The 13141-nt window shown below is 70.4% G+C and carries 11 protein-coding genes; 1 reads left to right on the top strand and 10 read right to left on the bottom strand.

Features of this window, described 5'->3' with window-relative positions; genetic code table 11:
• Positions 1-27 precede the first annotated feature (27 nt).
• From IEW13_RS00550 to IEW13_RS00530, 5 genes are read right to left on the bottom strand one after another with little or no spacing between them, the layout of a single operon-like run.
• Entirely contained in the window at positions 28-1293 is a 1266-nt protein-coding gene (locus IEW13_RS00550) for an osmoprotectant NAGGN system M42 family peptidase (protein ID WP_229744833.1), read from the bottom strand.
• Positions 1294-2997, bottom strand: coding sequence for an N-acetylglutaminylglutamine synthetase (gene ngg / locus IEW13_RS00545; RefSeq protein WP_188548974.1), 1704 nt, complete (start codon positions 2995-2997; stop codon positions 1294-1296).
• Positions 2994-4793, bottom strand: a complete 1800-nt coding sequence (locus IEW13_RS00540) for an N-acetylglutaminylglutamine amidotransferase (RefSeq protein WP_188548973.1) — start codon at positions 4791-4793, stop codon at positions 2994-2996. Before IEW13_RS00540 ends, ngg begins: the two co-directional genes overlap by 4 nt.
• Positions 4794-4846: 53 nt before the next feature.
• Entirely contained in the window at positions 4847-6226 is a 1380-nt protein-coding gene (locus IEW13_RS00535; protein WP_188548972.1) for a class I SAM-dependent methyltransferase, read from the bottom strand.
• 9 nt (positions 6227-6235) lie between these two features.
• Positions 6236-7159 carry an aldo/keto reductase gene (locus IEW13_RS00530; protein ID WP_188548971.1) on the bottom strand — a complete coding sequence of 308 codons (924 nt, stop codon included), beginning with the start codon at positions 7157-7159 and terminating at the stop codon, positions 6236-6238.
• A gap of 192 nt (positions 7160-7351) precedes the next feature.
• On the opposite strand from IEW13_RS00530, the gene IEW13_RS00525 reads away from it, so the two are divergent.
• Positions 7352-7747, top strand: a complete 396-nt coding sequence (locus tag IEW13_RS00525; protein WP_229744832.1) for a universal stress protein — start codon at positions 7352-7354, stop codon at positions 7745-7747.
• A 371-nt stretch (positions 7748-8118) separates the two neighbouring features.
• On the opposite strand, the gene sucD is transcribed toward IEW13_RS00525, so the two are convergent.
• The 5 genes from sucD to rsmA all read right to left on the bottom strand — a co-directional run bounded on the left by sucD (position 8119) and on the right by rsmA (position 13025).
• Entirely contained in the window at positions 8119-9015 is an 897-nt protein-coding gene (gene sucD / locus IEW13_RS00520) for a succinate--CoA ligase subunit alpha (RefSeq protein WP_188548970.1), read from the bottom strand.
• A 39-nt stretch (positions 9016-9054) separates the two neighbouring features.
• Positions 9055-10224: an ADP-forming succinate--CoA ligase subunit beta gene (gene sucC, locus IEW13_RS00515; protein WP_188548969.1), complete on the bottom strand. Its 1170-nt coding sequence runs from the start codon at positions 10222-10224 to the stop codon at positions 9055-9057.
• A 284-nt stretch (positions 10225-10508) separates the two neighbouring features.
• On the bottom strand, positions 10509-10994 hold the full coding sequence (locus tag IEW13_RS00510) for a MarR family winged helix-turn-helix transcriptional regulator (protein ID WP_188548968.1): 486 nt from the start codon (positions 10992-10994) through the stop codon (positions 10509-10511).
• Positions 10995-11080: 86 nt separating this feature from the next.
• Positions 11081-12073 carry a 4-(cytidine 5'-diphospho)-2-C-methyl-D-erythritol kinase gene (locus tag IEW13_RS00505; protein WP_229744831.1) on the bottom strand — a complete coding sequence of 331 codons (993 nt, stop codon included), beginning with the start codon at positions 12071-12073 and terminating at the stop codon, positions 11081-11083.
• Positions 12074-12167: 94 nt separating this feature from the next.
• Positions 12168-13025, bottom strand: coding sequence for a 16S rRNA (adenine(1518)-N(6)/adenine(1519)-N(6))-dimethyltransferase RsmA (rsmA, locus tag IEW13_RS00500; RefSeq protein WP_229744830.1), 858 nt, complete (start codon positions 13023-13025; stop codon positions 12168-12170).
• Positions 13026-13141: the final 116 nt, after the last annotated feature.

The following is a 13141-nucleotide window of genomic DNA, read 5'->3' as shown; positions in this document are numbered from 1 at the left end:
CCCGCTGAGGACGTGATGCCCGGACGCTCAGTCGTCCTGACCGGCCGGATGCTCATCGGGCGCCAGGCGCGTCCAGCGCTCCACCGGTGCCGGCTGCAGCGCGGAGGGGAAGCCCTCCAGCTCGCCCTCCGGGCTGGCGTCCCATTTGGCGAAGGTGAGCTTGGTGCGCAGCCACATGGTGACCAGGCGGGCGACGGCCTCGACGGAGGCGATGGTGGTGCGCTCCCAGCCGTGGCTGCCGTCGACGCCGAAGCCCAGCAGCGCCGCGCGAGTGCCGGCGCCGGCTTCGATCGCGGCGGCCGCATCGGAGCGGTAATGCCGGAACACGTCGCGCACGCAGGGGATGTCGCCGCTGTGAGCCAGGCTGTGCAGCCGCCGGGTCAGGTGGTAGTCGTAGGGGCCGTGGAGGTCCGCCATGAGAAGCGTCACACCGTCTTCGATGGACTCCTGCTCGGGGGCGACGACGGCGTTGTCCAGCGAGACCAGCTCGGCGACGGAGTCGACCAGGCCGTGGCTGGCGCCGTGACCGACCTCTTCGCTGATGGTCACCATGATGTTCGTCTTGTGCGGCAGGACGATGCCGTTCTCCGTGATCGCCTTGGCGACCGCGAGCGCGGCGGCCACGCCCGCCTTGCCGTCCAGATGCCGGGAGACGATGTAGCCGCTGTCGGTGACCTCCGGTGTGGCCACGAGCGCCACGAAATCGCCCACCTGGACGCCGAGCCGGCGCAGGTCCTCAATGTTCTCTGCGGGCTCGTCGATGCGCAGTTCGACGTGCTCCCAGTCGCCGGGCTGGCTGTCGACGGCATCGTTGTAGCGGTGCCCGGAGGCCATCAGCGGCAGCACCGTGCCGGTGTACACCCGGTCGGGACCGTCGACGAAGAGCTTCACCCGGGCGCCGGCGGCGAACCGGGCGGAGTGGGTGCCGATGGGTGTCAGCTCCAGCCGGCCGTTGGGTTTGAGCCGCTGCACCATGCAGCCGATGGTGTCGGCGTGCACCACGATGGCCCGCTCGGCGGTGTCGGCCGGGCTGGGCTCGCCGGGGAGTTCCGCCACCAGGGCGCCGCGCCGGGTCAGGGTGAACGGGACCCCGAGCCGGGTGAACATATCGCCGACGAACTGCATCACCGCGTCCGTGCGCCCGGTGGGGCTGGGAGTCTGCAGAAGCCGGACCAGGACGCCGACGAGCCAGTCCCGGTCGATGTCCAGCGGGCTGGGCGTCTCCTGGGTGATCGGCTCGGCTGGAGCGTACTCCTCGGCGTTCTCGTTCGGATTGCGGTAGAGCTCGGTCACTTACGACCTTCCCGTGCTGTGCTGATCGGAGGTGGGGGCCGGCGGCTGCCAGGCCCACGGCGTGCGACGCGTGTTCGGGAAGAGGTAGTCGATGAACGCCTGCGGCACCGGCTGGGGCTCATGGTTGGCCAGCCCGGGGCGCTCGTTGGCCTCGATGAACACGTAGTCCTCACCCTCCACATCGGGCACGAGGAAGTCAATTCCAGTGACCGGGATGCCGATGGCCTCCGCGCAGGTGACGGCCGCCTCGGCCAGCACGGGGTTGAGTTTGGCGGTGACGTCGTGGATGGTGCCGCCGGTGTGCAGGTTCGCGGTGCGCCGCACCTGGAGCCGCTGCCCCGCCGGCAGGACGTCGTCCAGGCTCCAGCCCTCCTCCTTGACGGTGGCCTCGGTCAGGGAGTCCAGCGGAATGCGCGACTCGCCGCCGGTCTGGGCGGAGCGGCGGCGGCTCTGCGCCTCGATCAGCTCGGTGATGGTGTGCTGGCCGGTGCCGATCACCGCTGCCGGGCGCCGGACCGCCGCGGCGACGACCTTGCCGTCGATCACCACGATGCGCAGATCCTCGCCTTCGCAGAACTCCTCCAGGAGGATCTCCGTGCCCGGCCCGCCGGCCCGGCCCAGGGCCTCCTGCAGTTGCTCTGGGCTCTTCACGCCGATGGTGATGCCCACCCCCTGCTCACCGCGGGCCGGTTTGACCACGACGGAACCGACCTCGCGCAGGAACGCTTCGTCGGATTCGTCGAACGCGGCGGTCACCGAACGCGGGACCTTGATCCCGGCCTTGGCGACGACCTTGCGCGCCACCCGCTTGTCGTCGCAGCGGCTCATCGCCACGGCGGTGGTGTACTGGGACAGGGACTCGCGGGTGATGACGGTCCGCCCGCCGTGCTCCAGCTGCATGTAGCCGGTGTCCGCGTCCAGCACGGTGACGCGGATGCCGCGGCGGGCCGCCTCGTCTGCGATGATCCGGGCGTAGGGGTTGAGGTTCTCCACCTGGTCCTCGGCCTGCTTGGAGAACAGCGGCTCGTTGATGGCGTTCTTCCGTTTGAGGCCGTACACCGGGACCCGGCTGAAACCCAGTTTGCGGTACAGCTTCAGGGCGGAGTCGTTGTCGTGGATGACGGACAGGTCCAGCTGCGCCCGGCCGGCATCGGCGAACCGGTGCAGCAGGTCCATCACCAGGGCCGTGCCGATGCCCGGTTGCGAGGCCTCCGGATCCACCGCCAGGCACCACAGGCTCGAGCCGTTGTCCGGATCCTCGAACAGCGCCACGTGGTCCACGCCGGTCACGGTGCCCTTGACCTCGCCGCCGGCCGGGTCCACCGCGACGAGATAGGTCACGGCAGGATTGGTGCGGGCGTTGTCCCAGATCACCTGGGGGTCGGCAGGCACCATGCCGCAGCTGATGTAGATCCGCGAGATCGCCTCGCACTCCTGGTAGGAGGCGACCTCGCGGATCGTCAGGCCGGTGTCCCGTGGCGCGTCCAGATCGGTGAGCCGGCGGCGCAGGGTGATGCTCGGGTCGATGAAGTACTCCTGGGGATGGAGCGCCACCAGGATGTGGGCGTCCTCCAGGTACATGCAGATGTCTCGGCGCCCGGTGGTCTCGTCCCGCAGGACGTCACCGATCTTCTCGACGTCGTCGAAGGTCTGGCCGAAGACCAGGCGGCCCCAGCCCAAGTCCAGGATCGCCTCGTTCTTCATGCGGCTGCTCCCGTGATGCCGTGCTTGTCGAGCCAGAGCTGCAGGAGGCCGATCTGCCAGAGCCGGTTGCCCCTCAGCGGGGTGAGGTTGTCGTTGGGCGCTTCCAGCAGCGCCTGCACCGCTCGCGGCTCGAAGAGCTTGCGCTCCTGCGCCGCCGGCCCGATCACGGCCTCACGGACCATCTCCAGGTACGGGCCCTGCAGATGCTTGAGTGCCGGCACCGGGAAGTACCCCTTGGGCCGGTCGATGACCGCCGCGGGAATCACTTTCCGGGCGGCTTCCTTGAGCACGCCTTTGCCCTCCTGCGCGGTCTTCAGCTCCGGCGGGCAGGCCGCGGCCAGTTCCACCAGTTCGTGGTCCAGGAACGGCACGCGCGCTTCGAGGCCGTGCGCCATCGTCATATTGTCGACCCTCTTGACCGGGTCGTCGACCAGCATCACCGTGGTGTCCAGTCGCAGTGCCCGGTCCACGCCGGTCTGGGCGCCGGCCCGGGCGAAGTGGGCACGGACGAATTCGCCGGAGACATCGGCGGCCGCGAGCGCCGGAGCCGTGACCAGCTGCGCCATCTCCTCGTGGCTGCGGTCGAAGAACGCTCCCCGGTAGCGCGCCACCGCCTCGTCCAGGTCGCTGCCTGCGGCGTGCATCGGCGGGTACCAGTGGTAGCCGGCGAACACCTCATCGGCGCCCTGCCCGGACTGCACGACCTTGACGTGCTTGGCGACCTCCTGGCTGAGCAGGTAGAACGCCACCGCGTCGTGGCTGACCATGGGTTCGGCCATGGCGCCGATGGCGTCGTCCAGCGCGGGCAGCATCCGGGCGGTGTCGATGCGGATCTGGTGGTGCGAGGTGCCGTAGTGCTCGGCGATGATGTCGGAGTAGCGGAACTCGTCGCCCTCCTCTCCCCCGGCGGCCTCGAAGCCGATGGAGAAGGTGTTGAGCCCGTGCTGCCCTTCCTCGGCCAGGAGGCCGACGATGAGGCTGGAGTCGAGGCCGCCCGAGAGCAGGCAGCCGACCGGGACGTCGGCGACCAGACGCCGGCGGACCGCCACCCGGAGCGCCTCCAGGACGGCGTCCTGCCAGTCTTCCTCGCTCCACCCGGCGTACTCCTCCCGGCGGGTGAAGGAGGCCTCCCAGTAGAGCTTCTCCTGGGAGCGGCCGTCCGGTTCGATCCACTTCAGCGTGGCCGGGGGGAGCTTGCGGACGCCGGTCAGGATGGTGCGCGGCGCCGGCACCACGGAATGGAAGGTCATGTAGGAGTGCAGCGCCTCGGGGTCGATCCGGGTGTCCACGCCGCCGGCCTGGAGCAGCGCCGGCAGGGTCGAGGCGAAGCGCAGCCCGCCGTCCACCTGCGCGTAGTACAGCGGCTTGATGCCCAGGCGGTCGCGGCCCAGCAGGACCCGGCCGGAGCCGATCTCGGTCAGCGCGAAGGCGAACATCCCGATCAGCCGGTCCACGAAGGACTCGCCCCATTCGCGGTAGGCCTTCAGGATGACCTCGGTGTCGCTGTGTGAGCGGAAGCTGTGACCGCGGGAGATCAGTTCCTCGCGCAGCTTGGGGTAGTTGTAGATGCACCCGTTGAAGACGATCGACAGGCCCGTCTCCTCGTCCACGAAAGGCTGCGCGCCGGCCTGGGAGAGGTCGATGATCGCCAGCCGCCGGTGCGCGAACGCGATGTTCCCGTCCTGCCAGATCCCGCTTCCGTCGGGGCCTCGCGGCTCCAGGCACCGGGACATCCGCTCCAGGGCGTCCAGATCCGGCTTACGGCCATAGGTGATCTCACCGGCGATTCCACACACGCTGCTGTTTCCTTACTCGATGCTTCGGTTGGGGTTGAGCTAGTGGTGCAGTGTCATCCTACTTCGGGGGCGTTTCGCGCCCGGTAGCGGCCCGAAGCGGCGACGACGGTGAACCTGCGGTCCCGGGCCAGCTGCTCGACCGGGCCGATCCACCGCTCCAGCACGGGCCGGTACCGCAGATGCGAGTTGTAGACGAAGACCGCGACGCCGTCGGGAGCGAGCACCTCGCCGGCGGCGCGGATCATGCGCTGGGCAGCCGAGGTGTCCACCGCAGCTCCGGTGTGGAACGGCGGATTGCACACGAGCAGGTCCGGTGCCGGCCAGCCACCCCCGGGGTGCAGCGCGGCGGCAGGGAAGGAGGCGAGCACGTCGTCGAGCACGACCCGGATACGGGGACCGCCGCTGTCCGCGACGGCAGGCTCATCGGCGGCACCGGCATCGACGTCGGCATCGGCATCGGCATCGGCATCGGGCACAGTGAGACCGTTCGCGGCGAGTGTGCGGGCGGTGGAGTCCACTGCCAGCCGGGAGACGTCGCAAGCCCATAGGTGGTCTGGGCGCAGCTGCCGTGCCAGCCATGCGGACAGCCAGCCGTTGCCGCAGCCCAGTTCCACGACGCTCCGCGGCCGGGGGGTGCTCGCGCGAAAGGCCTGCGCCAGCGCGCGGGTCAGCAACCTGCTGCCGGCATCGACGCCCGCGCCGTGGAAAGTGCCGTGCAGCGCATGCACCGTCAGGCCGGACTCGGCGTCGATGCGGATATCGACCGGATGCTCCCAGCCGGCCGGTTGCGCGGCGGCGAGCGTCTCCTGCGCAGTGACCGGAACCGTCCGGTCTCCGGCGGCGGGGTCGCCGGCGATGAGCAGCCGGGCCTTGTGCGCCGCCGGAGAGACGTCCACGCGCGGGAACCGGGCGCGCATGTCCTCGGTGAAGCTGGGGTCCATGTGCTTGATCGCACCGGCGGCCACCACGAGGGCGCCCGGCGCCAGCTGCCTGGCGGCGTCGAGGTAGGCGCGGAACAGGCCACGGTCCTTGGGGACGCGCAGCAGCACCAGCTCCGCGCCCGCCAGCGCCGCGGTCAGTCCGCGGCTCACCAGTCCCCGCGGCCCCGCACCGGCGGTCTCTCCTGCGCTGGCCACGTCGGTTCCGCCGGGCTGGCGGTCTGCCGCGGAGGCCGGGTGAACGGCCGTGCCGGGCAGGTGAAGCTCCTGGTCCCATCGGCGTATCCGCGTGATCCCATGCTGCGGCAGCCAGTTCTCCCAGCGCTCATCGGGGGCGTCGATGAGCGCCACCTGCCGCCACCCGGGCCGGGCCTGGGATTCGCCCTCCCGGAGGGGCCTGCCGGAGAGGTCGAGGGTCCCGTCCAGCCTGCCGGTCAGGTACTCCAGCGCCAGGCGCGCGGGCCCGCTGCCTGGACGACCGGCGTCGGCGTTCATCGGCGTCATTCAGCCGCGCGAGGAGGCATCGTTCAAAGCGACGATCTCATCCGCAGTCAGGTCCAGGTCCATCGACTCCACCAGTGCAGGCAGCTGCTCCACCGTACGCGCCGAGGCGATCGGCGCCGGAACCGCGGGACGGGTGCGAAGCCATGCCAGGGCGACCGCGGCCATGCTGACGCCGCGTTCGGCGGCGAGTTCGTCCAGCAGGCCCAGCAGCATGAGGTTGCGCGGCTCGTCCAGATAGCCCGCGGCCTTGCCCGCGCGCACCGAGTCGACCTCCTTTCCCGGGCGGTATTTGCCGGTCAGGAAGCCCGATGCGAGGGACCAGTACGGAAGCTCCACCAGGCCGAGTTCCTGCACCGCCGGGAGGACATCGGCCTCGATGCCGCGCTCCACCAGGTTGTAGGGGTCCTGGGAGACGGTGAACGGGGTCAGGCCGTTGTCCTTGGCGATCTTCACCGCCGAACGCAGCCGTGCCGCCGTGAACGTGGTGGCGCCGACCTCGCGCACCTTGCCCGCGCGGACCAGCTCGTCGAAGACCGCGATGTACTCCTCCTGCGGGACATCCGGATCGTCACGGTGGGCGTAGTACAGATCCACGTAGTCGGTGCGCAGCCGTCGCAGCGAATCCTCGACTGCCTGCCGGACATTGCCCGGGGACAGGCCGGGCCGCTGGGGGTGCTGGAACACCTTGGTCGCCAGGACGACGGATTCGCGGTTGCCCCGGGAGGCCAGCCACTCACCGATGATCGTCTCCGACTCCCCGCCGGAGTTGCCTTCCGCCCAGGCCGAGTAGACATCGGCGGTGTCGATGGACTTCCCGCCCGCCGCCACGAAGGCGTCCAGGATGCGGAAGCTCTCCTCCCTGTCCGCCGTCCAGCCGAAGACGTTGCCGCCGAGCACCAGCGTGCCGAAGTCCAGTCCGGTCATGCGTTCCTCCTCCACGCGGAGCCGGCGCGGCCCCGCCTCGGGTGTCGTCCCATCACCTGGGACTCTACTCGTCCCCGCTATGCCCCTGGTCAGAGCGGCATCCGTGGATATGATGGAGGCGGCGGTGCGCAGGGGCGCGGTCTGAACGCCGGCGCGGCCCGCCGATGCCCGCCCGCCGTTCCAAAGGAGGACATGATGACAGTTCTGATCGGCTATTCCCCCACCCCCGAAGGTGAGGCCGCGGTACATTTCGGCATCCGGCAGGCCAAGGCGTTCGGTGAGGACGTCCTGGTGCTCAACGCCGGCGAGGGCCGGGAGCACGACGACCCGGGCATCGCCACGGAGCAGCAGAAGGACCATGTCCTGGACATCCTCAAGAAGTCCGGCGTGGCCTTCGACCTGAAGCAGTACGTCCGCGGCAACGACGCTGCGGAGGAGATCCTGCAGGCGGCAGAGACCGCAGACGTGTCGATCATCGTGATCGGCTCCCGGAAGCGCTCTCCCGTGGGCAAGCTCATCATGGGTTCCACCGCGCAGCGGATCATCCTGGGCTCGTCCAAGCCGGTCGTCTCCGTGAAGGCCGACTGAGCGAACACAGACTGAGCGAACGCCGGCTGGCGAAAGCGACGCGACGCTGCCCGGCTGGCACCATCGCCGGCCCGCCCACCGCGAAGCCCGCTCGCGGCCCGGCCTGCCCACCGGCACGCAGGATGGCGAGGAAGTCGCGAAGCGTGCTCACCAGCTGCCCGGCGGATGGCCGGGCAGTGCGCCGATGAACAGGCTGCATGCGGCGACGGGCACATGAGACGAGACGACGGCGCCTCCCCGGTGAGAGTTCCCCGGGGAGGCGCCGTCATCTCGTGCGCAGATCTACGCTCTGTCCGCCCGTGGCGGGGAGCCCCGTGGCGGGGCGCTGTCCCGCCTGCGGGCGCACGGGCGCTCGTCTCAGCCGGCTCGTCTCAGCCGAGCAGCTCGCGCAGGAGCCGCGCGGTCTCGGACGGGGTCTTGCCGACCTTGACCCCCGCGGCTTCCAGGGCCTCCTTCTTCGCCTGCGCCGTACCGGACGAGCCGGAGACGATGGCGCCGGCGTGGCCCATGGTCTTGCCCTCCGGCGCGGTGAAGCCGGCGACGTAGCCGACGACCGGCTTGGTGACGTTCTGCTTGATGAACTCCGCCGCGCGCTCCTCCGCGTCGCCGCCGATCTCGCCGATCATCACGATCGCCTGCGTCTCCGGATCGGCCTCGAAGGCCTCCAGGGCGTCGATGTGGGTGGTGCCGATGACCGGGTCCCCGCCGATGCCGATGGCGGTGGAGAATCCGATGTCCCGCAGCTCGTACATCATCTGGTAGGTCAGGGTGCCGGACTTCGACACCAGGCCGATGGGGCCCTTGCCGGTGATGTTCGCCGGGGTGATGCCCGCCAGGGCTTCCTCCGGAGTGATGATGCCGGGGCAGTTGGGGCCGATGATGCGGGTCTTGCCGCCCTTCTGCTGGGCGTAGGCCCAGAACTCGGCAGAATCCTGCACCGGGATGCCCTCGGTGATGACCACCAGCAGGCCGATCTCCGCGTCGATGGCCTCCTTGGCGGCGTCCTTGGCGAACGCCGGCGGCACGAAAGCGACCGAGACATCGGCGCCGGTCGTCTCCATCGCCTCCACGACGGTGCCGAACACCGGCAGCTCGACGTCGTTGCCGTCCTTGTCCTTATGAGTCACGGTGGTGCCGACCTTGCGGGCGTTGACCCCGCCGACGATGGCGGTGCCGGCCGCGAGCATGCGGGCGGTGTGCTTGCTGCCCTCGCCGCCGGTGATGCCCTGGACGATGACGCGGGAATCCTTGTTGAGGAAAATCGACATGTCTCTTGTTCTCCCTAAGCTCTTCGCAGACTCGCGCGGTCAGTTGGCGGCGGCCAGCTCGGCGGCCTTGTCCGCGCCGCCGTCCATGGTCTCGGTGAGGGTCACGAGGGGGTGCGCGGCATCCTGCAGGATGCGGCGTCCCTCCTCCACGTTGTTGCCGTCCAGGCGGACCACGAGCGGCTTGGTGGCCTCGTCGCCGAGGATCTCCAGCGCCTTGACGATGCCGTTGGCGACGGCGTCGCAGGCGGTGATGCCGCCGAAGACGTTCACGAACACGGACTTGACCTGGCTGTCGGAGAGGATCACGCTCAGGCCGTTGGCCATCACCTCGGCGGAGGCGCCGCCGCCGATGTCCAGGAAGTTGGCCGGCTTCACGCCGCCATGGCCTTCGCCGGCGTAGGCGACGACGTCGAGGGTGGACATCACCAGGCCTGCGCCGTTGCCGATGATGCCGACCTCGCCGTCGAGCTTCACGTAGTTGAGGTCGAGCTCCTTGGCCTTGAGCTCCAAGGGGTCGGTGGCGTCGATGTCGTGGAGCTCGGCATGGCCGGGCTGCCGGAACTCGGCGTTCTCGTCCAGGGACACCTTGCCGTCCAGCGCGATGATCTCGCCGTCGCCGGTCTTCACCAGCGGGTTGACCTCCACGAGGGTGGCGTCCTCTTCGGCGAAGACGGTCCACAGGCTCTGCAGGACGGGAGCCACCTTGGCGGCGGTCTCGGCGTCGAAGCCGGCTGCTTCGGCGATCTCCGCGGCCTTGGCCTCGTCGATGCCGGTCAGCGCGGAGACCGGGACCTTAGCCAGCGCCTCGGGGCGCTCTTCGGCGAGCTGCTCGATCTCCATGCCGCCCTCTTTGGACGCCATGGCGAGGTACGTGCGGTTCGAGCGGTCCAGGAGGACGGAGAAGTAGTACTCCTCGGCGATATCGGCGCCCTGGGCGATCATCACCTTGCGCGTGATGTGGCCCTTGATGTCCAGGCCGAGGATCTCCTCGGCGCGCGCCTTCGCCTCCTGCGGGTTCTTCGCCAGCTTCACGCCGCCGGCCTTGCCGCGGCCGCCGATCTTCACCTGGGATTTCACCACGACGGTGCCGCCTCCCAGCTGCTCCGCTGCGGCTTCGGCCTGCTCGGGGGTCTCGGCCACGAGGGCCTTGAGCACGGGCACGCCGTGCTTCTCGAACAGATCGCGCGCCTGATACTCGAACAGATCCACGTCTTCACGTCCTATCGTCTCGTGTTCGCGCCCGAGGGCCCGCGGCCGGCCGCACTCCCCTTGCCGCCGCCGTGGAGCCTGCTGTGGCGCTCACTCTTATTGCCATGCAGCCAAGTCCAACCTTAAGCCCGCCCTCACGGATTTCGCATACAGCCTGCTGTGACGCAGACCACACGGGTGAGGCGGGGCGACCCCGTCACGGGCGCGGACAACACCGGGTCCCGTCGCAGCCGGTGATGCGCGCAGCAGCACCCGGGGCGCCGCGGAGCATCCGCCGGGCAGGGTCAGTTCTCGAAACCGGTCGACAGGCTCCGCAGCAGCTCGGCCAGACGCTTGCGCTGCGCCGCGGTGAGTCCCGCCAGGAGCTCCTGCTCGTGAACCAGCAGGTCCTGCAGGGAGTTGTCCACCTTGGACTTTCCCGCATCGGTCAGGCGCACCAGGACTCCGCGGCGATCGTAGGGGTCCGGGTGCCGCTCCACGAGACCGGCTGCCACCAGGCGGTCGATGCGATTGGTCATCGTCCCGGAGGTGACGAGGGTCTGCGTGAGCAGCTGGGACGGGGTGAGCTGGTACGGCTCACCGGAGCGGCGGAGCGCCGAGAGCACGTCGAAGGCCCACACCTCCAGACCGTGCTGGGCGAAGGTGGACTTCCGCGCCAGGTCCAGCTGCCGGGACAGGCGCGAGACCCGGGAGAGGATCTCCATCGGGCTGACCTCGAGGTCGGGCCGCTCGCGCCGCCAGGCCGCAACGATCCGATCCACTTCGTCCATGGATCAAGAATACCCTCGGCCAAGCTTCTCGACGTCAAGACGTCGGCCTTGGCACCTGCCGCGAGCAGCGGAGGTGCCAGTGGCGCTCACCGGCGCATCACGCGAGCACCCGGGCGGGGGCCGGTGGTTCTGAGCACCGCGGTCACATCGGGCGTGGCCGAGAGCATGACGGACAGTTCCAGGGCGTGCGCCGCGTCCCGGGCCAGCAGCGCGACGGTGGGACCGGATCCGGTCAGCACCGAGCCCAGGGCGCCGGCCTCGAGTCCGGCCCGGTGCACATCGGTGACAAGGGGCGCCATCCTGCGGGCGGGAAGGTCGAGGTCGTTGACCAGCTCGGCGGCGAGATGCGCGGCGTCGCCTGAGGCGAGCGCCTGGAGCAGGTCCGGTGCGGCCTCGGGATCGCGGATGCGCCGGCTCTCCCGCAGATCGTCGAGCCGCCGGTACACCGACGGCGTAGGCAGGCGGGCGTCGGAGAGGACGAGCACCCAGGTGTAGGCGCCGCGGCACAGCAGCGTGGTGAGCCGGTCGCCCCGGCTGGTGCCCAGGGCGGTGCCGCCGGCCAGGGCGAAGGGCACATCGGCGCCGAGCTCGGAGGCCAGGCCGTGCAGCTCGGCGCGGCTGAGCTCCAGACCCCACAGCTGGGCACAGGCCACGAGGGTGGCGGCGGCATCGGCGGGGCCGCTGCCCAGGCCGGCCTCGGCCGGGATGTTCTTCTCCACCTCGATGCGGCACGGCCGGCGCACCCGCGCGAAGCGGCCGGCCAGCAGCCGAGCGGCGCGCATCGCCAGGTCGGTCTCGTCGGCGGGGAGACGGTCAGTGGCGAAGGGCCCGTCGTAGTGCACGGACCAGTCATCGGCGGGCTTGACCGTCACGTAGTCCGTCAGGCCGACCGCCTGGAAGACGCTCGCCACGGGATGGTAGCCGTCGGCGGCGCGCGGTCCCACCCGGAGGGAGAGGGTGATCCGGCCGGGGGCGCTCGCGGTCACGGCGCGCGGCGTCCTGGAACTCTGCGCCATCCATGCCTCCCTCAGGCGGGCCGTACCGGCGATGTCCGCCGACGCCAGCTGGGGCCCCGGCATCGGGCGGATGTGTCGCCGCTCACATGCGATGTCTCCACCGTACCAAGCAGGGATGAGCGCTCAGCATCCACCCGGGCGCTGCCGCCGGGGCCGCTCAGCCGGCGAGCTGCTCGGCGATGCGGGCGTAGTCCTCGATCCGCAGCTGCTCGCCTCGCGCCCGCGGGTCCACTCCGGCGGCGCGAAGTGCCCGCTCGGCGGCTTCGCCGGACCCGGCGAGCCCGGACAGCGCGGCGCGCAGGGTCTTGCGGCGCTGCGCGAACGCGGCGTCCACGAGCGCGAAGACCTGCGGCCTCGACGCGGTCGTGACGGGAGGCTCGCGCCGGTCGAAAGCGACCAGACCCGAGTCGACGCGAGGCGCCGGCCAGAAGACGTTCCTGCCGATCGAGCCGGCTCGGCTGACTTCGGCGTACCACTGGGCCTTCACGCTGGGCACGCCGTAGACGCGCGAGCCCGGCGGCGCGGCGAGCCGATCCGCCACCTCGGCCTGCACCATCACCAGCACGCGTTCCAGCCCGGGGACCTCTGCGAGCATATGCAATAGCACCGGTACGGAGACGTTGTAGGGCAGATTCGCCACCAGCGCCCTCGGGTCCGCCCCGCCGCCGGCGAGCTCGTCCCGGGTGATGCGCAGGGCGTCCGCATGCAGCACCCGCAGGCGCGCGGCGGCCTCCGGGCTGCGGCCCCGGACCGTCTCGGGAAGAGCCCGTGCCAGGGCGGGGTCGATCTCCACGGCGGTGACCCGGCAGCCGGCCTCCAACAGACCGAGGGTCAGGGAGCCGATGCCGGGGCCCACTTCGACGATGTGGTCGCCCTCGCGCACCCCTGCCGCCGCCACGATCCGCCGCACGGTGTTGGGGTCGATCACGAAGTTCTGCCCCCACTGCTTGGTGGGCTTCAGATCGAGCGCCCCGGCGATGCGCCGGATGTCATTGGGGGTGAGAAGGAGATCCACATCCAGCAGTCTAGGCCTCCGCGCAGCGGGCACGACCCCAGCAGACGAGGAGCACCGGGCCCGCGCCCGAGCAGACGCGGACGCGGGAGACCGCGCACGCCAGGACCCTCAGGACG

Origin of the sequence: Sediminivirga luteola (genome assembly GCF_014639315.1) — a bacterium.
Lineage (GTDB): Bacteria > Actinomycetota > Actinomycetes > Actinomycetales > Brevibacteriaceae > Sediminivirga > Sediminivirga luteola.
This window is presented reverse-complemented; position numbering and strand designations above follow the sequence as displayed.

What these genes read in the sequence shown, in the direction of transcription:
- ngg (WP_188548974.1), bottom strand. Translation starts at nt 2,997, where the DNA reads ATGAAGAACGAGGCGATCCTGGACTTGGGCTGGGGCCGCCTGGTCTTC.
- IEW13_RS00535 (WP_188548972.1), bottom strand. Translation starts at nt 6,226, where the DNA reads ATGAACGCCGACGCCGGTCGTCCAGGCAGCGGGCCCGCGCGCCTGGCG.
- IEW13_RS00530 (WP_188548971.1), bottom strand. Translation starts at nt 7,159, where the DNA reads ATGACCGGACTGGACTTCGGCACGCTGGTGCTCGGCGGCAACGTCTTC.
- IEW13_RS00525 (WP_229744832.1), top strand. Translation starts at nt 7,352, where the DNA reads ATGATGACAGTTCTGATCGGCTATTCCCCCACCCCCGAAGGTGAGGCC.
- sucD (WP_188548970.1), bottom strand. Translation starts at nt 9,015, where the DNA reads ATGTCGATTTTCCTCAACAAGGATTCCCGCGTCATCGTCCAGGGCATC.
- IEW13_RS00510 (WP_188548968.1), bottom strand. Translation starts at nt 10,994, where the DNA reads ATGGACGAAGTGGATCGGATCGTTGCGGCCTGGCGGCGCGAGCGGCCC.
- IEW13_RS00505 (WP_229744831.1), bottom strand. Translation starts at nt 12,073, where the DNA reads ATGCCGGGGCCCCAGCTGGCGTCGGCGGACATCGCCGGTACGGCCCGC.